The sequence below is a fragment of the Winogradskyella damuponensis genome (genome assembly GCF_039538385.1).
In the GTDB taxonomy this organism is placed as follows: domain Bacteria; phylum Bacteroidota; class Bacteroidia; order Flavobacteriales; family Flavobacteriaceae; genus Winogradskyella; species Winogradskyella damuponensis.
This window is the reverse complement of record NZ_BAABCB010000006.1, coordinates 318-25568: the sequence shown is the minus strand read 5'-3', so window position 1 is coordinate 25568 and position 25251 is coordinate 318. Positions and strand designations below refer to the sequence as shown.

The following is a 25251-nucleotide window of genomic DNA, read 5'->3' as shown; positions in this document are numbered from 1 at the left end:
TATGGAAGTATTTTGGTATATAGCAATTGCGCTAGTTTTAGCAGTGTTTTTTATTTTAGATGGTTACGATTTTGGAGCAGGCATCATCCATTTATTCTTTGCTAAAAAAGAAAAAGATAAAGAAGTAATAGCAAAATCTGCCGGCTTATTTTGGGACTCAAATGAGGTTTGGCTCGTTGCAGCAGGCGGAATGCTTTTTATGGCATTTCCTACGTTTTATGCCTCTGTTTTTAGCGGATTTTATTTGCCTTTAATTATCGTATTATGGTTAATCATTTTTAGAGCTATTGGTTTAGAGTTTAGAGGACAATTTAAATATCAAATGTGGAAAGACATTTGGGACGCCTCATTCGGAGTTTCTAGTTTGTTATTAGCCTTGTTCTTTGGTATTGCCTTGGGGAATGTTGTAAGAGGTGTAAATTTAGGAGGTGTAGAAAACGGCGCCTCTGCATACGAAGGCCATTATTTTTTCTTACCCTTATGGGACAGCAGTTTTAGTCCTTTAAGTGACACACCAGGCATTATAGATTGGTTTACAATAATTATAGGTTTAATTTCTGTGGTCACCTTAGCGATTCACGGAGCCAATTGGGTGATTTTAAAAACCAATTCATCAATTAATAATAAGCTTACAGGTGTTGTTTTTAAGTTGAATATAGTACTAGCAGCACTAACTGTATTATCATTAATTGTTTGGCAAATTGTAAATCCTAATGCGTTAAACAACTTTATAGAAAGACCTTATTTAATAGTGTTTCCTATTGTTTATTTTACAGGTTTAATAGGATTGTTTTTTATTAAAAAATTCAAAAAAGAAAATCAAGGTTTTTTGTTTTCTACCTTACTAATTGTTGGCGGAATTACATCGTCTTTGGCATCATTATTTCCTGTAATATTACCATCAATCAATAACACTCATGAACACTTAACTATTTACAATACAGCTGCAGAACATTATGGTCTGTCAGTAGCTTTTAATTGGGCAATTATTGGGTTTATTCTTTTAATTGTTTACTTCATAGTTCAAAAAAGACTCATGGGAGGAAAGGTTGATAAAATGGATTACGGGCACTAATCTAAACTTGTTATTATGACTGAAACATTAATTTCTTTAATTAGTATACTAACAGGAATAATAGCTGCCAATACTTTTGGATATATTAAAAAGTCATATACGTTTGGCTTTACTGGAAATACATTAATTGGCGTATTTGGAAGCATTTTAGTTTTAAAATCTTTTGGACGATTAGGTTTTAATCCATGGTCAATAATGAAAGATGGAAGTATTGATGTTTCTTTATTTGTCATCAATATATTGGTGTCTGCTTTAGGTGGAATTATCGGACTCGTATTAGCTAAGATGATATATCGAAAGATGAATGCATAAATATAAAATAATCAAACAGGTGATGGTTTGATTATTTTTGTAAATTTATTAACCAATTGGTTAAACCATATAGTTAAAATGAAAAAAACAAAAGACGAAAATACCGAAGAGCTAATACTAAATGCAGCAAAACACATTTTTCAATCTAAAGGAATGGTTGGCGCAAGAATGCAAGAAATAGCCGATAAAGCAGGTATTAATAAAGCGATGTTGCATTATTACTATAGAAATAAGCAGTTATTGTTTGAAGCTGTTTTTAAGAATGCATTTTCGTTGTTAGCACCACAATTGAATGCCGTTTTAAATGATGATTCTTCTATTGAAGATAAAGTGAAAAATTTCACATTAAACTATATAAACTTTATCGCGAAGCATCCGTATTTGCCAAATTTTATCATTCAAGAACTCAATAGGAATCCAGATTTTCTTTTAAAAATGAAAGATAATCCAGCTTTTCCTAATATTGAAAAATTTAAGAAACAAGTCGCTCAGGAAGTTGAAAAAGGTATTTTAAAACCCATTAGTGCCGAACAATTATTTATCAATATTATGGCTTTAAATGTTTTTCCGTTTGTAGCAAAACCGTTACTCGTGGCATTCACTAATACCGATGATGAAACCTACAAACAACTCATAGAGGATCGTAAGACAGAAGTTGCCGACTTTATTATTAATTCTATAAAGCATACTTAAAATGAAGCAGTTATTAATAATTTTATTCCTCTTAGTTGGCTTACCAAGTGTTGCACAACAAAGCATTACATTAGAAGAATGCTATGATTTAGTGACAGAAAACTATCCGTTAGCAAAACAGTCAAAACTTTTTGAGGCGCAAAACAAATTAGATGCAGAAGTTATTTCTGCTTCAAAATTACCACAGTTAAGTTTAGATGCACAAGCAACCTATCAGTCTGATGTGATTGAGTTTCCTTTGGCAATGTCTGGAATCGAACCATTAAATAAAGACCAATATCGAGCAACCGTTTCTGTAAACCAATTAATTTATAATGGAGGAGCAACAGCAGCGTCTTTAGATTTAAAATCGGCGCAACTAAAAACGAAACAAAAACAAGTTGAAGTCAGTTTGTATCAACTCAAACAGCAAATTAATCAACTCTATTTTTCTGTGTTGTTAGCGCAAGAATCTCAATTATTATTAAAAGCGAAAAAGGTTCAATTAGAAGCAAAACTAAAGGAAGTACAATCAGGTATTAAGTATGGTGTTATTATACCAACTTCAGATAAAGTTTTAGAGGCTGAATTATTAAAAATAAACCAACAATTCAATGAATTAGAAAGTAACAAAGCAACCCTTATCGAAACATTATCAAGTTTAATAAGTCAGCCAATAGATGCTTCAACAACATTTCAAAAGCCACTTATAGAAACACAGTTACGAACAGAATTAACAAGACCAGAACTGGAATTATTTCAATTTAAAAAAGATGAAATTGAAAATTATGAAACCCTGTTATCAAAACAAAACGCACCTAAATTACTTGGTTTTGCAACAGGTGGTTATGGAAATCCAGGATTAAATATGTTAGATAATTCGTTTCAAACATTTTATACCGTTGGTGTTAAAGTGAATTGGACTGTTTTCGATTGGAATGCGAACAAAAAACAAAGAGCATCTTTAGCTATCAACAAAGATTTTATAGAGAATGAAACCGAAATTTTTAAACTCAATACTAACATTGCGCTAAATCAACAACAAAAAGAAATCGATAAAATTGAATCTTTTATTACTTCAGATTTAGAAATAATTAATCTTAGAAAAGACGTGCTAAAATCGGCAGATTCGCAACTTAAAAATGGTGTGATTACATCTTCGGCATACATCACAGAACTCACTAATTTATATGAAGATGAAAACACCTTGATAAAACATAACATTCAGTTACAATTGGCAAAAGCAAATTATAATGTCATTAAAGGACAATAGAAGAAGATCTAATAGATTCCGCAGATTAGAGTAGAGAAATAAATAGTAAGATCTGCGAAAATCAGCGAAATCTGCGGGAAACAAAAACCATAAATATGAAAAATAATAAATACATACTAGGACTAAGCATTATTGCTTTTAGCTTGTTTTCTTGTGGAAACAATAACGGAAAAGCAGATGGCTATGGGAATTTTGAAGCCACTGAAATAACCATTTCAGCAGAAACTAATGGGAAACTAATGCAGTTTAATCTCGATGAAGGCGATGTGCTTCAAAAAGAACAATTTATGGGCTATATAGATACTATTCCTTTAGCATTAAAACGTGAGCAATTAGAGGTTTCTAAAGCTGTCATTGCTTCAAAATCTAAAGGAGTCTTATCTCAAATAGCGGTTTTAAACTCTAAATTAAAAACAGCAAATACCAATAAAACACGAATAGAAAATCTGATAAAAGATAATGCAGGAACACAAAAGCAATTAGATGATATAACAGGAGAAATTGATGTCATAAAAAATCAAATTAGAAGTGTCGAAATTCAAAATGCACCTGTTGTGAATGAGCTTAAATCTATTGATGTGCAGTTAAAACAAATTGACGACCAAATCCATAAAAGTAAAATTGTAAATCCTTTAATCGGAACCGTTTTAACTAAATACGCAGAACCAAATGAAATTACAGCTTTTGGAAAACCGTTGTATAAAATAGCCGATTTAAGCACCATGCAATTACGAGTTTATATAAGCGAAACGCAATTAGCTAATATTAAAATAGGACAGGAAGTAACGGTTAAAATTGATGATGCAGATGGCATGAAATCCTACAAAGGAACGATTAGCTGGATAGCTTCGGAAGCAGAATTCACACCAAAAATAATTCAAACTAAAGAAGAACGTGTGGCCTTAGTTTATGCCGTAAAAGTGGATGTTAAAAACGATGGAAGCCTAAAAATTGGAATGCCAGCCGAACTATGGCTAAATGCTTCGGAGGAACCTATGAATAATTAAATAAAAAACCATAACTAAAATTATAGAATCATGGAAAAACATATTTATAACGTCGATATTAAATGGACGCAAGACAGAAAAGGAACCATGTGTTCCCCAGAATTGAAAAATGAGGCAACTAATGAAACTAATTGCATTGAAGTGGCAACACCACCAGAATTTCCTGGCGGAATGTCAAATATTTGGTCACCAGAGCATTTATTTACAGCAGCAGTAAGTAGTTGTTTGATGACTACTTTTTTAGCAATTGCAGAATATTCAAAATTAGAATTTGTGAGTTTTGCATGTGGTTCTAAAGGTATTCTAGAAAAAGTGGATGGCAAATTTGCAATAAGTGAAGTGTTATTATTTCCAGAAGTTGTAATTACAGACGCATCTAAAAGAGAACGTACAGAACGTATTTTAGAAAAATCGGAAAAAGCCTGTTTAATTTCAAATTCTGTGACTTCAAAAATTACAATGGAAGCTAAAATTATAGTTCAAAATTAAAATTTAGTGAGTATAACGGTCAACCATATTAGTAAGTCTTATAAAAACGTAAAGGCCTTAGAAGATATTTCTTTTCAAGTAAAAGAAGGCGAGCTTTTTGGGCTTATTGGTCCTGATGGAGCAGGTAAAACAACGTTATTTAGAATTTTAACAACGCTCTTAATTGCTAATGAAGGTTCTGCTACTGTTGCTGATTTTGATGTGGTTTCAGACTATAAAAAGATACGGAATAATGTTGGCTATATGCCAGGAAAGTTTTCACTCTATCAAGATTTAACGATTGAGGAAAACTTGAATTTTTTCGCAACTATTTTCGGAACAACCATTGAAGAAAACTACGATTTAATAAAAGAGATTTATGTTCAAATAGAGCCTTTTAAAGATCGTCGTGCTGGGAAATTGTCAGGTGGAATGAAACAAAAGCTGGCTTTATGTTGTGCTTTAATTCATAAACCTAAAGTGTTGTTTTTAGACGAGCCAACAACAGGAGTTGATCCAGTGTCTAGAAAAGAATTTTGGGAGATGCTAAAACGTTTACAACAAAAAGGTATTACCATTTTGGTGTCTACACCATATATGGATGAAGCTGCTTTGTGTGATAGAATTGCATTAATTCAAGACGGTAAAATTTTACAGATTGATACGCCTCAAGCTATTGTGAAACATTACCCAAAGCAAATTTATAATGTAAGTGCAAATGATACGTATAAATTACTCAATAGTTTAAATGCCTATAAATACAATCATAGTGTCTATCCTTTTGGTGAGTTTGTGCATTATACAGATAGCAGATCAGATTTTAATCCGAAAGATTTAATAGACTATTTAGAATCTAAAAATTTATCGCATATAGAAATCGAAAAAACCGAACCAACCATTGAAGATACCTTTATGGAATTAGCGAAATAACCTTCGAGGTTTTGAAACCTTGTAGGTTTAAATAAAAAAAATGAACAATAACAACGTCATAGAAGCTCAAAATCTAACCAAAATGTTTGGTGATTTTACAGCAGTAAACGCTATTTCTTTTGAAGTTAAAAAAGGAGAAATATTTGGTTTTCTAGGAGCCAATGGTGCGGGAAAAACAACAGCTATGAAAATGCTGATTGGCATTTCTAAACCAACTTCTGGAGCTGCTAAAGTAGCAGGATTTGATGTGTTTACTAATGCAGAAGATATCAAGAAGAACATTGGTTATATGAGTCAAAAATTTGCTTTATATGACGATTTAACGGTTAAAGAAAACATCACATTCTTTGGAGGAATTTATGGTTTATCAAGAAAAAGTATCAAAGAGAAATCTGCTATATTAATAGAAGAATTAGGACTGGAAAAGGTAGCGAGTAAATTAGTAGGTTCTTTGCCATTGGGCTGGAAACAAAAACTATCCTTTTCGGTGTCTTTGCTTCACGATCCTAAGATTGTGTTTTTAGATGAACCAACAGGTGGAGTAGACCCAATTACGAGACGTCAGTTTTGGGAAATGATTTACAAAGCAGCCCATCAAGGCACAACTGTTTTTGTAACCACCCATTATATGGATGAAGCTGAGTATTGCGATCGCGTGTCTATAATGGTAAACGGAAAAATAGAAGCTTTAGACACCCCTAAAAAGCTTAAGCAACAGTTTAACGTTGCAAATATGAACGATGTGTTTTTAAAACTAGCAAGAGGATAGAGAATTTCCCTTAGATTTCTCAGATTTTCGCAGAAATGGACTTAAAAAAATCTGCGCTTATCAGCGAAATCAGCGAGACATAGAGAGTTATAAAAAAATGTCTAGCAGATAATGCAGGTTTTAGCAGAAAGAGTAAATATCAAATCAAGGAAAAAACAAAAAAGATCAGCGATAATCAATGGAACCAGCGGGAGAAAACATCTCTTAGATAAAGAGGATTTTGACGTGAAAAATAAATGTAAAATCAAAAGATAACATTTAAAAAAAAATCTGCGGTAATCTGCGAAATCTGCGGGAGATAGAGAGTTTATAAGAAAAATGTTCAGCAGATAATGCAGATTTTAGTAGAAAGAGTAAATATCAAATAAAAACAAAAAAAGATCAGTGCTTATCAGCGAAATCAGCGGGAGAAACAGAGATATAAAATTATCCCGAGATAATGCAGGTTTAAGCAGAAAGAGTAAATATTATATAAGGAATAATACTAAAAAAAACATCTGCGATAATCTGCGTAATCTACGGAAATAAAAATCAAATAATTATGGAGGAAAAAACAGAAAATGAAATATCCTATATAATCAGAGGAGCGATTTTTAAAGTCTATAATGAATTAGGTCCGGGTTTATTCGAGTCTGTATACGAAGCTGTGTTGATGTATGAACTAGAGAAACAAGGATTATCAGTTAAAAAACAAGTTCCGTTGCCAGTGTTTTATGATGGTATAGAATTAGAAATTGGCTTCAGATTAGATTTATTAGTTAATAATAAAGTAATAATCGAAATAAAATCGGTAGAAACTTTATCCAAAGTACATCACAAGCAAGTTTTGACTTACTTAAAAATTTCAGAATTAAAACTAGGTATTTTAGTGAACTTCAATGTGGATGATATAACAAAAGGGATTTTTAGAAAAGTACATGGATTATAAAAAAATATCCCGCAGATTTCTCAGATTTTCGCAGAAATGGACTTAAAAAAATCTACGGTAATCAGCGAAATCAGCGAGAGATAGAGAGTTATAAAAAAAATGTCCAGCAGATAATGCAGGTTTTAGCAGAAAGAGTAAATATCAAGTTAAGGAAAAAACAAAAAAGATCAGCGGTAATCAGCGAAATCAGCGGGGAGAAACAGAGATATAAAATTATCCTGAGATAATACAGGTTAGAGTAGAAAGAGTAAATAAAGGAAAAATTAAAAAAGATCAGCGGTAATCAGTAAAATCAGCGGGAGATAGATAGTTATAAAAAATGTCCAGCAGATAATACAGGTTTGAGTAGAAAGAGTAAATATCAAATCTAAGGAAAATTTAAAAAGATCAGCGGTAATCAGCGAAATCAGCGGGAGAAACAGAGATATAAAATTATCTTGAGATAATACAGGTTTGAGTAGAAAGAGTAAATATCAAGTCAAGGAAAAAACAAAAAAGATCAGCGATAATCAACGGAACCAGCGGGAGAAAACATCTCTTAGATAAAGAGGTTTTTGACGTGAAAAATAAATGTAAAATCAAAAGATAACATTTAAAAAAAATCTGCGGTAATCTGCGAAATCTGCGGGAGAAAAGAAATAAATAATGAAAAGATTCATAGGCTTCATAAAAAAAGAATTCTATCACATTTTTAGAGATAGACGCTCGTTGTTTATTCTCTTCGGAATGCCGATAGCACAAATTATGCTATTTGGTTTCGCGATTACCAATGAAATAAACAATGTAGATATTGCTGTTTTAGACCATTCAAAAGACGCAACAACAAAAGAAATTATTAATAAAATTTCAGCTTCAAAATACTTTAGTATCAATCAATTTATTGATAGAGAAGCCGATATCGAAACTATTTTCAAAAAAGGAAAAGTAAAAGCAGTTTTAAATTTCGAGGAAGGTTTCAGTAAAAGCTTAATTAAAGATCATACAGCAACTATACAAATTATTACAGATGCTACAGATCCTAATACTGCAAATACAATAAGTAATTATGTCAATGCTATTCTTCAGCAATATCAAAAAGGATTGAATAAAGACATCACAATTGCCTATCAAATTGTACCACAAACCAGAATGGTTTATAATCCAGAATTAAAAAGCGTCTACATGTTTGTTCCTGGTGTAATGACTATCATTTTAATGCTCGTTTCCGCAATGATGACTTCAATTTCTATTACAAGAGAAAAGGAATTAGGCACCATGGAAATCCTTTTGGTTTCACCAATAAAACCAATTCAAGTTATTGTTGGTAAAGTGTTTCCATATATTTTTCTGTCTATTATAAACGCCATTGTCATTGTAGTTTTAAGCATATTCATATTTAAAATGCCAGTTCAAGGAAGCTTATTTTTATTAGGTTTTGAAAGCGTATTATTCATAATCACAGCATTAGCTTTAGGGATTTTAATCTCAACAATTTCTGCAACACAACAAACAGCAATGATGATTTCTTTAATGGGATTAATGCTACCAGTAATTCTATTATCAGGTTTTATTTTTCCAATCTCAAGCATGCCTTTACCATTGCAAGTGATTAGTAACATCATTCCTGCAAAATGGTTTATCATCATCATAAAAGGGATTATGCTAAAAGGAGTAGGGTTACAATATCTATGGAAAGAAACCTTAATTTTAGTTGGAATGACCATCTTTTTTATTGGATTAAGTGTGAAGAAATATAAAATTAGATTAGAGTAAAAAATTTAGTTGTCCTACAAGGTTTTAAAAACCTTGTAGGTCTAAGAATTAAAAAAAAAGATTCCTGCCTACGCAGGAAGAGATATGAAAACAATTTTATACATCATACAAAAGGAGTTCAAGCAAATCTTTAGAAATAAAGGCATGCTTCCTATCATTTTTGTTTTACCATTATTACAGCTCGTTATATTATCTAATGCAGCTACGTTTGAAGTCAAAAATATCAAATTTGGTTATATTGATAACGACCACACATCAACGTCTAGAGCCTTAGTTGAAAAATTTAACGCATCTACTTACTTTAATGTGTTAACAGATTTTCCTTCGGAAGCATTAGCAAGTTCAGCGATGTTAAAAGGAGAAGTGGATGTGCTTTTACAAATTCCACACTATTTTGAACGCGATTTACAAAAAGAAAAACAGAACAGCTTAGGCGTAACTATAAACGCAATTGATGGCGCAGCAGCAGGAGTAGAAAATGTATATGTCACACAAATTGTACAACGTTTTAATCAAAACATAAAAGTAGATGTGTTTCAAGTTTCAGACAAACAAATACAACCAATTACTATAGAGACTATTCCATTATTTTGGTATAATAAAACTTTAAATTATAAAACCTTTATGGTTCCTGGTATATTGGTTTTACTAGTTACTATGATTACGCTCTTCCTTTCAGGAATGAATATTGTCCGCGAAAAAGAAATTGGTACTCTAGAACAAATCAACGTCACACCAATTAAAAAGAGCCAGTTTATTATTGGGAAACTTTTTCCGTTTTGGGTCATAGGAATGGGCTTACTAACTGTTGGGTTAATTTTAGCCAAAGTCATATTTAATGTTCCAATGCTAGGGAGTTTACCACTTATGTATTTATATACATCAATTTATATTCTAGTCATTTTAGGTATTGGTTTGTTCATTTCTAATTTTACAGATACGCAACAACAAGCTATGTTTATTGCGTGGTTTTTTACAGTCATTTTTATTTTAATGAGTGGTTTATTTACACCAATAGAGAGTATGCCAAAATGGGCTCAAACACTTACCGAATTTAACCCAATAAGATATTTTGTAGAAGTTATGCGTATGGTGATGCTTAAAGGTTCTGGTTTTAACGATATTCTTCCACAGTTATTAAAAACAGCCCTTTATGCTTTTATAATGAATGGATTAGCGGTTTGGAGTTATAAGAAGACGAATTAAAAGACTTGTGTAACATTAGTTGCTGTGTGTCATTTTATTTGATATTACCTTTAATTAAAATTAATGATTATGTCTAAAATTGTCATTCTTGGAGCCGGAATTTCTGGTCACGTTGCAGCTACACATTTACGCAGAAAACTACCGAAAAAGCACGAAGTTGTTGTGGTATCACCTAATAGTAATTACCAATGGGTTCCGTCTAACATTTGGGTGGGAATTGGTAGAATGAAATCTGAAAAAATCTATTTTCCATTAGCGCCTTTATATAAAAAGAAAGGTATTGGTTATAAGCAAGCCAAAGCGATTTCCTTTTTTCCTGAAGGGGATAAAACCGAAGAGAAACCTTATGTTTTATCCGAGTATGTGGTTGGAGAAAAGAAAGGACAACAAGAAAAAATAACTTATGATTATTTGATTAATGCCACAGGACCAAAATTAAATTTTGAAGCTACTGAAGGCTTAATTCCTGGTGAAAATAAAGCCTATTCTGTTTGTACATATTCACATGCGGACCATGCTTGGGAAGGTTTAAAAGCGCTAATTGAAGAAATGAAACAAGGCAAAAAAGCCAAAATTTTAATTGGAACAGGACACGCAAAATCAACCTGTCAAGGTGCTGCTTTTGAATATATATTAAATGTAGAACAAGAATTACGCAAGCATAATGTACGTGATATGGCTGAAGTAACATGGATTTCTAACGAATATCAATTAGGCGATTTTGGGATGGATGGTATGTTGTTAAGCTACGGAAGCATGACTATGAAATCTCATGAAATGGTAGAAATGGTTTTTGAAGACAGAGACATTAAATGGATTCTAGGAGCAGGCGTTAATAAAATTGAAGATGGTGTAGCACATTACGAAAATTTAGAAGGAGAACAGAAATCAGAAGCTTATGATTTTGCCATGTTAATCCCATCATTTTCTGGTCATGGTTTTAAAGCCTATGACAAAAATGAAAATGACATTACAGAAAAACTCTTTAAAGGGTTTATGATTGTTGATGCAGATTACACACCAAAACCTTATGAAGAATGGTCTGTAAAGGATTGGCCGGAAACCTATCAAAATCCAAGTTATAAAAACATTTTTGCACCAGGTATTGCGTTTGCACCTCCGCACGCTATTTCTAAACCAAGAACGAGTAAAAACGGAACAGTTATTTCACCAGCACCACCAAGAACAGGAATGCCATCTGGTATCACGGCGAAGTTAGTAGCAGATAATATTATTGATTCTATAAAGAGTGGAAAAGAGTCCTTAAGCCACAAAGGTTCTATGGGAAATATGGGAGCAGCATGTATTGCTTCTGCAGGTTTTGGATTAATTAATGGAAGTGGAGTTAGTATTACAACCTATCCCATTGTTCCAGATTATGAAAAATATCCTAAAACACAAGGACGTCAACTCGGTAAAACTTTTGGGGAAATTGGTTTAGCTGGTCACTGGTTAAAATTAGCTTTACACTATGCTTTTATTTACAAAGCTAAAATGCGACCATTTTGGTGGTTGATTCCTGAGTAAGCTTTTTTTTAAAATTAGTGTGAGCTAATGAATTTGGAGTAAACACATAAGAGTAATGTCCCCTCGAGGGGACTTTAGGGGTGTTTTATTAATAAAGGAATCAAATTTGTTAAGTCACAGAAATATAACCGTGAAAATTAAAATACCATGACACAAAGAATTTCAAAATATCAAAGATTTAAAATGATGAATCCTATCATTCAGTTTTTCAAATTCATTTATTTAAGTATCAAAATAATGATAGTCGTTGCAGGAGGCCATGGTGGCACAAGAAACGTGAACTAAAATAATGATTAGAACTTAGTATGGGATTAATATCTAGAACTCATCTATTTAATGGTATAATAACTATTAAATAGATGTGGATGTTACCATCTGAATACCCATAGCAATCATTTCCTTTTTTAGTTTTTCAAAGACGTCCTTATCCAATGCTTTAGAGGCATCTTCAATAAAAAAGCAATCAAAACCTTCTTTAACAGCATCGCGTGCTGAAAAATAAACGCAAATATCAGAAGCTAAGCCACATAGAAAAAGCTGTGTGGTTCCTTTTTCTTTTAAATAACCAGCCAATCCGGTTGATTTTAAATGGCCATTGTCATAAAAAGCACTATAACTATCAATAGTTTTATTGGTTCCTTTTCTAAAAATAGCTTCAAATTTTTCAGTTTTTAAATCTGGATGAAATTCGGCACCAGCAGTACCTTGTACACAGTGATTTGGCCATAAAGTTTGTGGTTGTCCATGAATTTCAATCTCATCGAATACAGATTTTCCGTCATGATTACTAGCAAAACTGATATGGTCTTTAGGGTGCCAATCTTGTGTGCCAATGACTAAATCAAATTGATCTTGAATCTTATTAATTATAGGAATAATTTGATCGCCGTTAGGAACAGGAAGAGAACCGTTTGGTATAAAATCGTTCTGCGCATCAATAATTAGTAGCGTTTTCATGAGTAGAATTTAATTTTGAATGTATTTTTTAATATCACTTAGTTTAGAATTTATGCTTATTAATTAAAGTGTCACGCTCTTTCTTAAGTGTTGAACTCAGTCCAATTTTATAGATATGTGGATTCTGAAAACGTTTGTATTCATTAGGAAGTTGTTTTAAACGTGATTGCGAATATTTCGAAATTTCAGTAACCGATCGAGGCGGAACTATTCTTTTTCCATTTTTCATAACCTGTTCAAGTAAAGGCTCATGCTTAAATGAATTGAGGTCTAAACTTTTTGTCGTATCAAAAGGATGTTCCATTAATGTGACGTTATCTTCAGAAGAAAGTGTTACGGCATCGGCACCATAGAACATACCATTAGCGTCTATCATTCGGTAAACTTGCTTTTTAAATGGAAGCGATATTTTAATAATATTTTCAGAAAGCTTGATTCTTGGTGTATCGTTATATTCTGCTAATTTATAAACACCGTCCATGGCAGCATCAGGTTTTCCGGTCACTAGATTTGTGCCAACACCAAAAATGTCAATGGACGCACCTTGTTCCTTCAAACTTTTTATAACATACTCGTCCAATTGGTTAGATGCTACAATTTTTACATAACTCAAATTCGCATCGTCAAGTATAGCACGCGTTTTTTTAGATAAATAGGCTAAATCACCACTGTCTAAACGCACACCTAACAAACGGTCTCCTCGTTTTTCCATTTCTTTGGCTACAGTAATAGCATTGGGTAGGCCACTTTTAAGGGTGTTATAAGTGTCTATTAAGAAGACGCAATTCTCTGGTCGCATTTTAGCAAAATCTCTAAAAGCTTGTAATTCTTCATCATAACTTTGAATAAAAGAATGTGCCATAGTACCTGTAGAAGGAATATCGTAATCTTCGGCAGCTTTAACATTACTCGTACTGTCAAAACCACCAATGGCTGCAGCTCTAGAGGCATAATAGCCACCTGTAGCATGTGCACGACGTAAGCCCATATCTAAGAGAATACCATCTTTAGCACTAAATTTTATTCGGCTAGCCTTTGTAGCAATCAAGGTTTGAAAATTAAGAATGTTTAGTAAAAGCGTCTCAATAATCTGAGCTTCTATAATATTGGCTTCTACTTGCAGTATTGGTCGGTTAGGAAATACAACATCGCCTTCCTTACTCGAATAAATATTTCCTTTAAATCGGAAATGCTTTAAATAGTCTAAAAAATCACTTTCAAACCCTTTTTGTTTCAAATATGAAATATCTGATGATGAGAACTCAAGAGTTTCAAGAATATCTAAGACATCTTCTAGTCCTGCAAAAATGGAATACCCACTTTTAAAAGGATTATGTCTAAAATAATAATCAAATACCGCGCGTCCATTGGGTTTAGTGCCAAAATAAACTTGAGCCATTGTAATTTGATAGAGATCGGTATATGCTGCAGTAATATTCATGAGAATTTTGGATTATATCTTTACAAGATATCCAAAAATGAAAAGATGTCTTGTTGAGAATTTTGAAAAATTAAAGGGAATAAATTTAAGGATATTTTACCACTCGGAAAGGGAAGACTAAGAAAGATTGTATTTGTTTATTAAAAAAAATGATTTAATCGTAATTCATTTTTGTTGAGTAACATTAGTTACCAAGTATTACTATATGTTGACTTACTTTTGTAATATAAAATGGGTTTTGTTCGGTTTAATTAGAATTAAAAGCTTTGATTTTACGAACAGCCAGGTTAGAGTATGACACAAAGAATTTCAAAATATCAAAGATTTAAAATGATGAATCCTGTCATTCAGTTTTTCAAATTCATTTATTTAAGTATAAAAATAATGTTAGTTGTAGCTGGAGGGCATGGAGGCACAAGAAAAGTTAGCTGATGTGGTTATCAGTTTTTTTTGGTTGGTTAGTAAAAGGGCATTTATAAGGATTTATAAATGCCTTTTTCGTTGGTAACCTTTGTTACTAACTTCTGATTTTAGCTAATGTACATTTGTACTATAAATTAATAATTGATGAAAAAACATATTTATATACCACTATTACTTTTAGCGTTTACAATATCAGTGAAGGCACAAGATGCAGTGTCTATATCAAAAACTGAGGTTTTAAGTAGAGTTTCAGAAAATAATACAAGTATTAAGATTTCTGAAGAGGAGTTTAAACAAGCGAAAGCCGATTTTAGACAAACCAATGCAGTGTTTTTGCCAAATATTACAGCAAGTCATACCGCAATAGCGACAACGAATCCATTAATGGCTTTTGGCTCTAAATTGAATCAAGAAATATTAACGCAAAATGATTTTAATCCAGCGTTATTAAATGATCCTTCGCAGATTGAAAATTATGCAACCAAGTTCGAAATTCAACAACCATTAATCAATTTTGATGGCATGTACCAACGCAAAGCTGCCAAATCTAAAATGGAAGCCATGTCTTTAAAAACGGAACGTACACAAGAGTATTTGGCTTTTGAAGTGAATAAAGCCTACATGCAATTGCAATTGGCTTACAAAGCAGTTGAGGTTTTAGAAAAAGCATTAGAAGCGGCAAATGCCAATAAAAAATTAGCAGATAACAGTTTTAAACAAGGCTATTTGCAACGTTCAGATGTGTTGAATGTTGAAGTGCGAGTAACTGAAGTTCAAAATCAATTACAATCGGCTAAAAGTAATGTGCAAAATGCCTCTAACTACTTATCGTTTTTAATGAATGATGAGACGTATGTGATTTACACACCAACAGATGAGTTAACGGTTTCAACTTTTGCAATGGAAGATAAATCTATTTCTGAAAATCGTTCGGATATTAAAGCCATGGAATTGGCTTCAAAGGCTTATGAAGCTATGAATAAGGCTGATAAAATGGCATTCTTACCAAGATTAAATGCATTTGGAAGTTACGAGTTGTATAACGATCAAATTTTTCAAGCCGACGCTAGTGGTTATTTATTTGGCGCACAATTAAGTTGGGATATTTTTCAAGGCTCTAAACGCTTTGGGAAAGCACAAAAAAGTAAATCAGAATTCGAAAAATCAAAATTAGAATACAAACAATATGTGTCTCAAAGTAATTTGGAATTAAACAAAGCAAAACGTGCCTTATTGGATGCAGAAAATAAGTTAAAATTAACAGCTTTAGCTTTAGAACAATCAGAAGAATCTTTAAGAATAAGAACCAATAGATTTAAAGAAGGATTAGAAAAAACGTCTGATTTATTAATGGCAGATACACAATTTGCTCAAAAGCAATTAGAATATTACCAAACCATTTTCGAATACAATTACGCACAAGCATACTTACAATTTTTAACTAAAGAATAATTTTCCTGCAAGGTTTCTAAAACCTTATAGGTATCAACATAAAACAATAAACATGAAAAAATATATTTACATACTAACGCTTACAGCAATAGCATTTTTTGTAACAAGTTGCGGAAGCGAAGACAAAAAAGCAATTGAGGATAATACACCTGTAATTAGTGTAAAAACCAGTCGGGTAGAAGCTAATACCAATAGCCCATTTTTGGCGGTCAGTGGAAAAATTCAAGCTGTAAATAGTGCTGATTTAAGTACTAGAATGATGGGTTACGTTAATAAAGTTCATGTTAATGTTGGCGATAAGGTTAAAAAAGGACAATTATTAGTGTCTATTAATAATGCCGATTTACAAGCCAAACGAGCACAAGTAAATGCTGGCATATCAGAAGCAACAGCTGCCTTCAATAATGCACAAAAAGATTATAATCGTTTTAAAAACTTGTTCGCAGATAATAGTGCTTCTCAAAAAGAGATGGATGATATAACGGCCAATTTTGAAATGGCTAAAGCACGTTTAGAATCTGCCAATCAAATGAAAAACGAAATTAATGCACAATTTACGTATAGTAATATTACAGCGCCTTTTAACGGAACCATTACAAGTAAAAATGTAGAAGCTGGTGATATGGCAAATCCAGGAGCACCATTAATAAGCATTGAAACGCCAGGACATTTTGAAGTGATGGCTATGGTACCAGAATCTGAAATTTCTGTAATAAAAAAAGGAACTACTGTTGACGTATTGGTGAAATCAATTAATCAAACCTTAAAAGGAAAGGTAGCTGAAGTAAGTACATCTGCCAAAAACACAGGTGGACAATATTTAGTAAAAATAGATTTAGATAAAACAGAAGTCAATATTTTATCAGGAATGTTTACAACAGTACAATTTCCTGTAGAAAGAAAAGCAGTAACAGCAATGGTCTTAATTCCAAGTGATGTTATTATAACAAACGGACAATTATCTGGTGTGTATACCGTAAGTCAAAGTAATACAGCATTATTAAGATGGTTGCGTTTAGGAAGAACCTTTGGAGACCAAGTAGAAGTATTATCGGGTTTAAATGCAGATGAAGCGTATATCGTTTCTGCTGAAGGAAAACTTTACAATGGAGCAAAAATCAGTGTGCAGTAGGTATCAGTAGACAGTCGCAGTCACAGTTTTTAGTATCCTGCAAGGTTTCAAAAATCGTGTAGGACTTAATAAAGAGGAGTAAATAACACAAAAGAGTACGCGCGTTAAGGATAGAAACGGCATCCTTTTTACGTCAGTTTGAGTGAATTTGCCTAAGCAAATTTGTATCGAAAACAAGTAAAAAGATATAGTGAATAGCCTGACTTTTTGCGATCCTGTAAGGTTTTTAAAACCTGACAGGTATGAGTAAAAAGTAACGCCCAAAATAAATAAACAAAATGAAAGAAGGAATCGCAGGTAAAATAGCCAAAGTCTTTATGCAATCGAAGCTCACCGTGCTTTTGATGATTGTATTTATGGTGGTTGGTGTATATAGTTCGTTTTTAATTCCACGTGAAGAAGAACCACAAATCGACGTGCCAATGGCCGATATTTTTGTGGGTTATCCAGGAGCAAGTCCAACGGAAGTAGAATCGCGTGTCATTAAACCTTTAGAGCAATTAATATCGAATATTAAAGGTGTAGAATATGTGTATTCAACGTCTATGAAGGAACAAGGCATGGTGATTGTTCAGTTTTATGTGGGCGAAGATATTGAGCGTTCGTTTGTGAAAATGTACAACGAAATCAATAAGCACATGGACCAAATGCCAGCTGGTGTAACGTTTCCGTTGGTGAAAACACGTGCTATTGATGATGTGCCAATGTTGGGTTTAACTTTGTGGAGTGAGAATTATGACGATTACCAACTCAACCAAATGGCTCAAGAATTAGAGGCTGAGATTAAGAAGGTAAATGATGTGGCGATTACTCATAAAATTGGAGGAAGAGACCGTCAGTTACGTGTAGTTTTAGATAAGGATAAATTAGCAGCGAGTGGATTAGATTTCTTGTCAGTTTCAGAAATGATTAAAGCCAATAACAGTCAATTAAGTGCTGGGAGTTTTGATAAAAGTGATACGGAGTTTTTGGTAAATACAGGTAAGTTCTTAGCCTCAGTAACTGATATTGAAAATTTAGTGGTTGGTGTGCAACAAAATCAACCAATTTATTTAAAACAAGTCGCTAACATTATCGATGGGCCAGAAGTGCCACAGAATTACGTGAGTTTAGGCTTTGGAAAAGGAGGTGAAAAATCAGCTGAGTACAAGTCAGAATATCCTGCAGTTACCATTTCTGTTGCCAAACGAAAAGGTGCAGATGCCATGAAAATCGCGGAAGTGATTATAGACAAGGTAGACCATTTACGTAGTACTTTAATTCCAGATGATGTTCATGTAGAAATTACAAGAAACTACGGTGAAACAGCATCTCATAAAGTGTCCGAATTACTATTACACCTTATCGGTTCTATCTTTGCAGTTACTATTGTGGTCATGTTAGCCATGGGTTGGAGAGGTGGATTGGTTGTGTTTTTATCAGTACCAATTACGTTTGCGTTAACGTTGTTGAGTTACTATATGATGGATTACACGCTAAACCGAATCACGTTATTCGCATTAGTATTTGTAACAGGAATCGTTGTCGATGACTCAATTATTATTGCCGAAAATATGCACAGGCATTTTAAAATGAAACGCTTGCCATTTAAACAAGCTGCTTTATACGCTATTAACGAAGTTGGTAACCCAACCATTTTAGCAACCTTTACGGTAATAGCGTCTGTTTTACCAATGGCTTTTGTGTCTGGTTTAATGGGACCATACATGGCACCAATGCCAATTGGAGCATCGATTGCTATGATTTTATCCTTATTTGTTGCTTTAACAATTACACCATATTTAGGGTATATTTTCTTAAGAGAAAAAGACAAGAAAGGAGCAGAAGAGCAACCTGAAAAAGCGGTTGAAGACACGCTTATTTATAGAATTTACAACAAGTTTGAAAGACCACTTTTAGAAAGTAAAGGCAAACGTTGGTTGTTTTTATTAGGAACTTTTGCAGTGTTAATAGGAACGATGGCCTTATTTTTTACCAATTCAGTAGCCGTAAAAATGTTGCCTTTTGATAACAAGAATGAGTTTCAAGTGGTGATTGATATGCCAGAAGGTACCACCTTAGAACGTACTGGTGTTGTCGCTCAAGAGATTTCTCAATACTTATCTAATAGACCAGAAGTGGTCAATTATCAAAACTACGTTGGGACGTCTGCACCAATTACGTTTAACGGTTTAGTGCGTCACTACGATTTGCGTGGTGGATCTAATATGGCAGATATTCAAGTGAATTTATTAGCCAAAGAAGACCGTTCAGCGCAGAGTCATGATATCGCTAAATTAATGCGTCTAGATATTCAGAAAATTGCAGCGAAATATAATGCCAATGTGAAGTTGGTAGAAGTGCCACCAGGACCACCTGTATTATCAACTATTGTTGCCGAAATTTATGGACCTGATTATAACGAACAGATTAAAGTTGCAAACCATGTTCAAGATATCTTAAAGAATACAACTGATGTGGTTGATATTGATTGGATGGTTGAAGACGACCAAATTGAATATCAATTTGATATCAATAAAGAGAAAGCCATGTTGTATGGAGTGGCGCCACAGCAAATTGCATACACTATGAATATGACGTTATCTAATAGAGCGATTACAACGCTGTACGATGAGGATGCTGTTAACCAAATAGGTATCGTACTGGCATTGGATGAAAAAGAGAAATCGACTATTACAGATATTTCACAATTGAAGGTAAAATCGAAACAAGGTCACATGGTACCAATTTCAGATTTGGTTGATATTTCTCAAACTATTGCAGCAAAAAGCATTTACCATAAAAATCAAAAACGTGTGGTTTATGTGATGGCAGATATGGCTGGAGACTTAGAAAGTCCTGCGTATGCTATTCTTGGTATGGAAGAAAAATTGAAAGAAATTCCATTACCACAAGGCTTTGAGATTAATGAAATGTATTTAGGTCAACCAGAGTTTGAAGATAACTATACGGTTAAATGGGATGGCGAATGGCAAATTACTTTAGAAGTTTTTAGAGATTTAGGTATTGCCTTTTTAGGAGCTATTATCTTAATATATATCTTAATTGTAGGATGGTTTCAAAACTTTAAAGCACCAATTGTTATGATGGTTGCGATCCCATTATCCCTAATCGGAATTATTCTAGGACATTGGCTTATGGGAGCATTCTTTACAGCAACTTCTTTTATAGGCATGATTGCTTTAGCCGGAATCATGGTGAGAAACTCAGTATTACTGATTGACTTTATCAACTTAAGAACAGCAGAAGGTGTACCGCTAAAACAAGCTGCAATTGAAGCAGGAGCCGTTAGAACCACACCAATTTTATTAACTGCGGGAACAGTTGTTATTGGCGCTTTCGTGATTTTGTTTGACCCAATTTTCCAAGGATTAGCAATCTCATTAATGGGAGGAACAATTGTGTCAACAGTATTAACATTGTTGGTGGTGCCATTAGTGTATTATATGATAGAGAAGAAGAATTATAAGTAATAATTGTTCCGCAAATTTCACAGATTTGCGCAGAAAAACAAACACTACAATCTGCGTGAATCTGTGAAATCCGCGAGAAACTAAAACACAAACAAATGAAATTAGTCATAGTCACCGTAGTGGATTACTACAAAAAGGATATTATCCAATTATTTAAACAGGCTCAAATTAGTAATTTCAGTGAGTCCGATATTGAAGGATTTAAAAACAGTACCACGGCAAGGTTAAGTGCCAATTGGTTTGCAAGTGAACATAGTGGTGCAGATTCTGAAATGTTCTTTTCTTTCACCGAAGAAAAAAATATTGATGAGCTATTCAGTCTTATAAAATCCTTTAATGAAAAATTAGAAACCAACAATCCAATCAAAGCGGTTGTGGTTCCTATTGAAAGATTCATTTAAAATCGAGCAAATTTTAAATACAGAACTAAGTTCCGTACTTAGGCTATATTCCTATAGCGTTTTAATTAATAATCAAAACCTATAAGGTTGACTAAACCATATAGGTCATAATAAAAAAAGAAAAGATGTTAAATACATATTTTAGAGTTATTGTTGGTTTCATGGTGCTTTTAAGCGTTGTTTTAACCGTATATGTGAATCCAAATTGGATGTGGTTTACCGTATTTATTGGAGTGAATTTAATTCAATCGGCCTTTACAAAATGGTGCTTATTAGAAACTATTTTAGTAAAGTTAGGCGTAAAGAAAGAGGGGGGAAGTTGTAAGTCTTGTTAACAGTGGTTGCCTTCTTTTTAATATATAAAGTAGATTTGGGGCTTCTTTACGGATAGTTATATTGTAATTGACAGACTGCAATTTATTAAATGATTAGAATCAGTGAGTTAACATTATTTTTGTTGAAAAGCACATTGTTAATTTCTAATTGCTTTACTATATCGTCTTATTTATGAGTTACTATTAGTTTTTTAGTAAAAGACTCGTTGTTTAAAAGTTGAATACTAGCTAAATATACCCCATCATTTAAAGATTTTGAAGGGAAACTATACTGATCTTGAATAGATGAAATGGAATGACTTAAAACTAATCTTCCATTGATATCGTATACTTGGAACGATTTTAAGTCCTTCATATTAGGGTTTAATAGAAGAATCTGAGATTCTTGATTATTCGCTATAATATCAAATTGGTTTTTAATATGAGTTTGAGCTATTAATGTATTTTCATTTTCAAATACAATTCTAAAACGAGAATCAAAATTCCCTGCACTTATATTTAGGTCATAATCTTGCTGTGTTAAATCTACGTACATATTATTTTCTAAATCATGTAAATATATCGGTTGACCTTCTTCAAAATTTTGAACGTCAAAAATGCTAAACTTCAATTGTTGTTGTTGGCTGGATTTAACCACTACAGGTAATGATAAATCTAAAGCGTAAGCATGTGCTTGAATGGTATAAGGTACTGTTTCTAATACCCAATAAGCATCAGATGGTGCATCACTAGACGATTTTGCTTCTAATCCATAATCAAATCCGGGAGTTGCTGAATCGTGAAAATTATGAAGCAATTGTCTTGTATATTGATCATTAAATGTAACATTTAAACGAAATCTCTTATGATCTTGAGGAACATTATTAAGGCCATATTCATTATATAATGGTTCGTCTGAATCCATATCTTCCGATGAAGTCTGAGCGTCTGCACTTCTAAAGAACACACTATTACCATCTGAAATCTTTTCATATACGCGATGCGCATTTTTCATATGTACTAAAGAACCAGGTAATATACCACTAGCACCTTCTATCATGAAACCTTGACCAATTGGAATGTATCGTTTTGATATTTTAGACCCTGTGTTGCCATCCGCTGATGGGGCTAAAGGTATTGGATTTCCTGCACCATCATAAGCTGAAAACATGGCATTTACAAAACTTTCAACACCAGTACTAGAGATTGTATATGATGCATAGCCACCTACATAATCTGCAAGCGTGTGAGACCCTTCATCGGATTGCTCCCAAAAATACAGTGCACCAGTAGTTGTAGGTTGTGGACTTGGTCCATTATTCAAGTTGGTATTTTGTGGATCATGGATAAAACGTAAGGCATCTACTGCTGATGGATAAGGATTACCTATTAACGTAAATTCGTCAGCAGTAATAATATTACTTATGGTTCCATTATTAGCTTTTCCCCTAAAATCATATAATTGATTGCTAGTTCCCAGTACTCCTTTCATAGTGAATCCAAGTCCAGGCAAAATTGGGGACGACGCACCAACATAATTCCAATCGGCATAGTCATTAGATGTGTTAAAGGTGTAAAGCCAACGATTAGAAATTGTTAATGATGGTGATGAAAATCCATTAAAATTAGATGTAAATCCTGCATCAGTACTAGAAGTTAACCCTTCTGGATCTTGCACAGTTATGATATGAGTAGCCTCATCAATTAAATTGACACGTGCAGATTCATTCCCAAATAGATTAGAATTATTCCCTACTGGAGAGCACCAATAATTATAAGTATAATTACTAGCATTACCTGTCTGATAAACACTGAGTTCACCAATTCCTGTATTAGAAGAAACTTCATTGCCTTGAATGAGCTGCCCCTCCTTCCTTAAATAAAATTTTGACTCCGATTCTCCTAAGGTAATCGCATTATTTACAAAAATAATTTCATCATTAACTGTAATGAAATTATCATTTCTTACGCTTAATTGGGCAAAAGATGAGAAGGTAGCTCCTAAAATGAAAACAAAAACGGTAATAGTCCTTATTTGAAAATTTATGAGTAAACGATTATAAAACATCATAATTGATAATTTAATTGCTAAAAACACCTTGACATTTTTATGAGTATGTCTATTGAATTAATTTACGGTTGCCGTAACGTTTGATTCTTTATAAGACCAGCTATCACTACCTAAATTTCTTCCCCAAAGCGATATGGTGTAAGTTCCTTCACAAGAACTATTTGCACCACTGGTACCATGGTAACCTTTGAAATCATCGTGATTGATTTCTGAAAAATCACCACCTGATAAACTGATATCGCTGCATCCACCGCTTCCAGTTAAACGAACTTCAAAGTTTAACGTATCTGTAGTGCTAGCACCAGTTAGTTTAACTATGGTTGACCAGTTCACTAAGATTACATCTCCATTTCTAACATCTAATGCAGAAGACAAACTTGTAATTCTTCTCCAATCATCCGAACTATTATAATTAGCACTTGTGCCTCTGGCAAAAGTTGCACTTCTAGTTGATCTGATGTTTAAAACCCCCTGGCTATCTGCGTACACAATTCTATTTTGTGAATTGCTTAAATCACGTACTCGGGCTGTACCGTTAATATCTAATTTTTCTGATGGCCCAGTTGTACCAATTCCTAATCCAGTTGTAGTTAAGGTCATTTCTGTACTAGTCGTTACAGCAGTGCCAGCTGTTACGCCTTCAGCTATTTCAAAAGACATTGCAGCGTTTGTACTGCTATCTACGTTTACACTGATGCGTGCTGCATTACCATTTATATCAGGAATCCGGTCAGTATTATTAAAGGTTATGTTTGCATTTCCACCGCTATCATTAACTGTAAGTGCTACCGAACCTGTATTTTTACCTGCTTCTATTCTATTGGTTTCAATTTGGGCGTGTGTTGAACTTGCGCGACCCACTTGAATGATACCGTTGAGTACGTTTAGTCTTTCTTCGGGATCTGACATGCCAATACCAATTCTATTTGTGTCAGCATCTATTGTAAATGTAGATCCATCAACTTGGAAGGCATCGTTGGCACTACCACTAAAATCTATTGTATTGGTATTCAAATTAACTATTCTATTTGAGGTTAAAGTACCATTAGTATAATATATATTATCTTCGTTTCCACCACCAGCAGCTACAATCTCTGCAGCTGTACGTTTACGAATATTACCACTAGAATCTCTCGTTAAAATATTATCAGTAGCATCTCCGTTATTCACTGTTCTAATTCTAGCTGTTCCATTGACATCAAGTTTTGCTGTTGGGTTATTTAATCCCACACCAACATTATTAGATCCACCGTCTACAACTAGCGTATTTGAATCAAAGTTTAAATCATTTGTTCCAGAAATAAGAACATTTGTATTAGTTGTAATGGTACCTCCTAGACGAACATCATTTCCCGACTTAGATAAACCATTGCTAGTTGTAATATTAGAAATTCCTGCAGCTGTTACAATTTCTGCCGCTGTTCTTCTGCGGATATTACCACTAGTATCTCTAGTTAAGATATTATCTGTTGCCGCACCAATATTTACTGTTCTAATTCTAGCTGTTCCATTGACATCAAGTTTTGCTGTTGGATTATTTAATCCCACACCAACATTATTAGATCCTCCGTCCACAACTAGCGTATTTGAATCAAAGTTTAAATCATTTGTTCCAGAAATAAGAACATTTGTATTAGTTGTAATGGTACCTCCTAGACGAACATCATT

22 protein-coding genes are annotated in these 25251 nt (G+C 33.3%); 18 read left to right on the top strand and 4 right to left on the bottom strand.

What is annotated here, in order from left to right; genetic code table 11:
* Position 1 precedes the first annotated feature (1 nt).
* From cydB to ABD730_RS03860, 13 genes are all read left to right on the top strand, one after another.
* Complete coding sequence (cydB, locus tag ABD730_RS03920) at positions 2 to 1075, top strand: cytochrome d ubiquinol oxidase subunit II (RefSeq protein ID WP_344712728.1); 1074 nt, start codon at positions 2 to 4, stop codon at positions 1073 to 1075.
* 15 nt (positions 1076 to 1090) lie between these two features.
* The gene (locus tag ABD730_RS03915; RefSeq protein ID WP_344712726.1) at positions 1091 to 1387 is read left to right on the top strand and encodes a hypothetical protein; all 297 of its coding nucleotides are present in this window, start codon (positions 1091 to 1093) and stop codon (positions 1385 to 1387) included.
* 78 nt (positions 1388 to 1465) lie between these two features.
* Positions 1466 to 2080 carry a TetR/AcrR family transcriptional regulator gene (locus ABD730_RS03910; protein WP_344712724.1) on the top strand — a complete coding sequence of 205 codons (615 nt, stop codon included), beginning with the start codon at positions 1466 to 1468 and terminating at the stop codon, positions 2078 to 2080.
* Position 2081: 1 nt separating this feature from the next.
* Positions 2082 to 3332 (top strand): TolC family protein, encoded by a 1251-nt coding sequence (locus ABD730_RS03905; protein ID WP_344712722.1) that lies wholly within the window; start codon positions 2082 to 2084, stop codon positions 3330 to 3332.
* Positions 3333 to 3427: 95 nt separating this feature from the next.
* On the top strand, positions 3428 to 4339 hold the full coding sequence (locus tag ABD730_RS03900) for an HlyD family secretion protein (protein WP_344712720.1): 912 nt from the start codon (positions 3428 to 3430) through the stop codon (positions 4337 to 4339).
* A gap of 30 nt (positions 4340 to 4369) precedes the next feature.
* The gene (locus tag ABD730_RS03895; RefSeq protein ID WP_334466700.1) at positions 4370 to 4828 is read left to right on the top strand and encodes an OsmC family protein; all 459 of its coding nucleotides are present in this window, start codon (positions 4370 to 4372) and stop codon (positions 4826 to 4828) included.
* Positions 4829 to 4834: 6 nt separating this feature from the next.
* Positions 4835 to 5737, top strand: coding sequence for an ABC transporter ATP-binding protein (locus ABD730_RS03890; RefSeq protein ID WP_344712718.1), 903 nt, complete (start codon positions 4835 to 4837; stop codon positions 5735 to 5737).
* Positions 5738 to 5777: 40 nt separating this feature from the next.
* A complete protein-coding gene (locus ABD730_RS03885; RefSeq protein ID WP_344712716.1) occupies positions 5778 to 6506 on the top strand; it encodes an ABC transporter ATP-binding protein in 729 nt (242 codons plus the stop codon).
* Between the two features lie 541 nt (positions 6507 to 7047).
* On the top strand, positions 7048 to 7434 hold the full coding sequence (locus tag ABD730_RS03880; RefSeq protein ID WP_334466691.1) for a GxxExxY protein: 387 nt from the start codon (positions 7048 to 7050) through the stop codon (positions 7432 to 7434).
* A gap of 645 nt (positions 7435 to 8079) precedes the next feature.
* Complete coding sequence (locus tag ABD730_RS03875) at positions 8080 to 9186, top strand: ABC transporter permease (protein WP_344712713.1); 1107 nt, start codon at positions 8080 to 8082, stop codon at positions 9184 to 9186.
* Between the two features lie 84 nt (positions 9187 to 9270).
* On the top strand, positions 9271 to 10392 hold the full coding sequence (locus tag ABD730_RS03870; RefSeq protein ID WP_334466686.1) for an ABC transporter permease: 1122 nt from the start codon (positions 9271 to 9273) through the stop codon (positions 10390 to 10392).
* Between the two features lie 69 nt (positions 10393 to 10461).
* Positions 10462 to 11919 (top strand): NAD(P)/FAD-dependent oxidoreductase, encoded by a 1458-nt coding sequence (locus tag ABD730_RS03865; protein ID WP_344712710.1) that lies wholly within the window; start codon positions 10462 to 10464, stop codon positions 11917 to 11919.
* Positions 11920 to 12066: 147 nt separating this feature from the next.
* Positions 12067 to 12204, top strand: a complete 138-nt coding sequence (locus tag ABD730_RS03860; protein ID WP_344712708.1) for a hypothetical protein — start codon at positions 12067 to 12069, stop codon at positions 12202 to 12204.
* Between the two features lie 66 nt (positions 12205 to 12270).
* Here the strand turns inward: ABD730_RS03860 and pncA are convergent, their stop codons facing one another.
* Together pncA and ABD730_RS03850 are read right to left on the bottom strand one after the other, a co-directional pair.
* Complete coding sequence (gene pncA / locus ABD730_RS03855; RefSeq protein WP_344712706.1) at positions 12271 to 12876, bottom strand: bifunctional nicotinamidase/pyrazinamidase; 606 nt, start codon at positions 12874 to 12876, stop codon at positions 12271 to 12273.
* 43 nt (positions 12877 to 12919) lie between these two features.
* Entirely contained in the window at positions 12920 to 14317 is a 1398-nt protein-coding gene (locus ABD730_RS03850) for a nicotinate phosphoribosyltransferase (RefSeq protein ID WP_344712704.1), read from the bottom strand.
* Positions 14318 to 14884: 567 nt separating this feature from the next.
* Here ABD730_RS03850 and ABD730_RS03845 point away from each other — a divergent pair.
* The 5 genes from ABD730_RS03845 (at position 14885) to ABD730_RS03825 (ending at position 21533) form a co-directional block, all read left to right on the top strand.
* Entirely contained in the window at positions 14885 to 16192 is a 1308-nt protein-coding gene (locus tag ABD730_RS03845; protein WP_344712702.1) for a TolC family protein, read from the top strand.
* 52 nt (positions 16193 to 16244) lie between these two features.
* Positions 16245 to 17324: an efflux RND transporter periplasmic adaptor subunit gene (locus tag ABD730_RS03840; protein ID WP_344712700.1), complete on the top strand. Its 1080-nt coding sequence runs from the start codon at positions 16245 to 16247 to the stop codon at positions 17322 to 17324.
* Between the two features lie 278 nt (positions 17325 to 17602).
* Entirely contained in the window at positions 17603 to 20797 is a 3195-nt protein-coding gene (locus ABD730_RS03835; protein WP_344712698.1) for an efflux RND transporter permease subunit, read from the top strand.
* A 95-nt stretch (positions 20798 to 20892) separates the two neighbouring features.
* Complete coding sequence (locus tag ABD730_RS03830; RefSeq protein ID WP_334466667.1) at positions 20893 to 21198, top strand: hypothetical protein; 306 nt, start codon at positions 20893 to 20895, stop codon at positions 21196 to 21198.
* A gap of 125 nt (positions 21199 to 21323) precedes the next feature.
* Complete coding sequence (locus ABD730_RS03825; RefSeq protein ID WP_334466664.1) at positions 21324 to 21533, top strand: YgaP family membrane protein; 210 nt, start codon at positions 21324 to 21326, stop codon at positions 21531 to 21533.
* Positions 21534 to 21699: 166 nt separating this feature from the next.
* On the opposite strand, the gene ABD730_RS03820 is transcribed toward ABD730_RS03825, so the two are convergent.
* Both ABD730_RS03820 and ABD730_RS03815 read right to left on the bottom strand, forming a co-directional pair.
* Positions 21700 to 23583: a T9SS type A sorting domain-containing protein gene (locus ABD730_RS03820; protein ID WP_344712691.1), complete on the bottom strand. Its 1884-nt coding sequence runs from the start codon at positions 23581 to 23583 to the stop codon at positions 21700 to 21702.
* Positions 23584 to 23640: 57 nt separating this feature from the next.
* Positions 23641 to 25251, bottom strand: a 1611-nt coding sequence (locus ABD730_RS03815; protein ID WP_344712689.1) for a hypothetical protein, incomplete at its 5' end; no start/stop codon positions are given.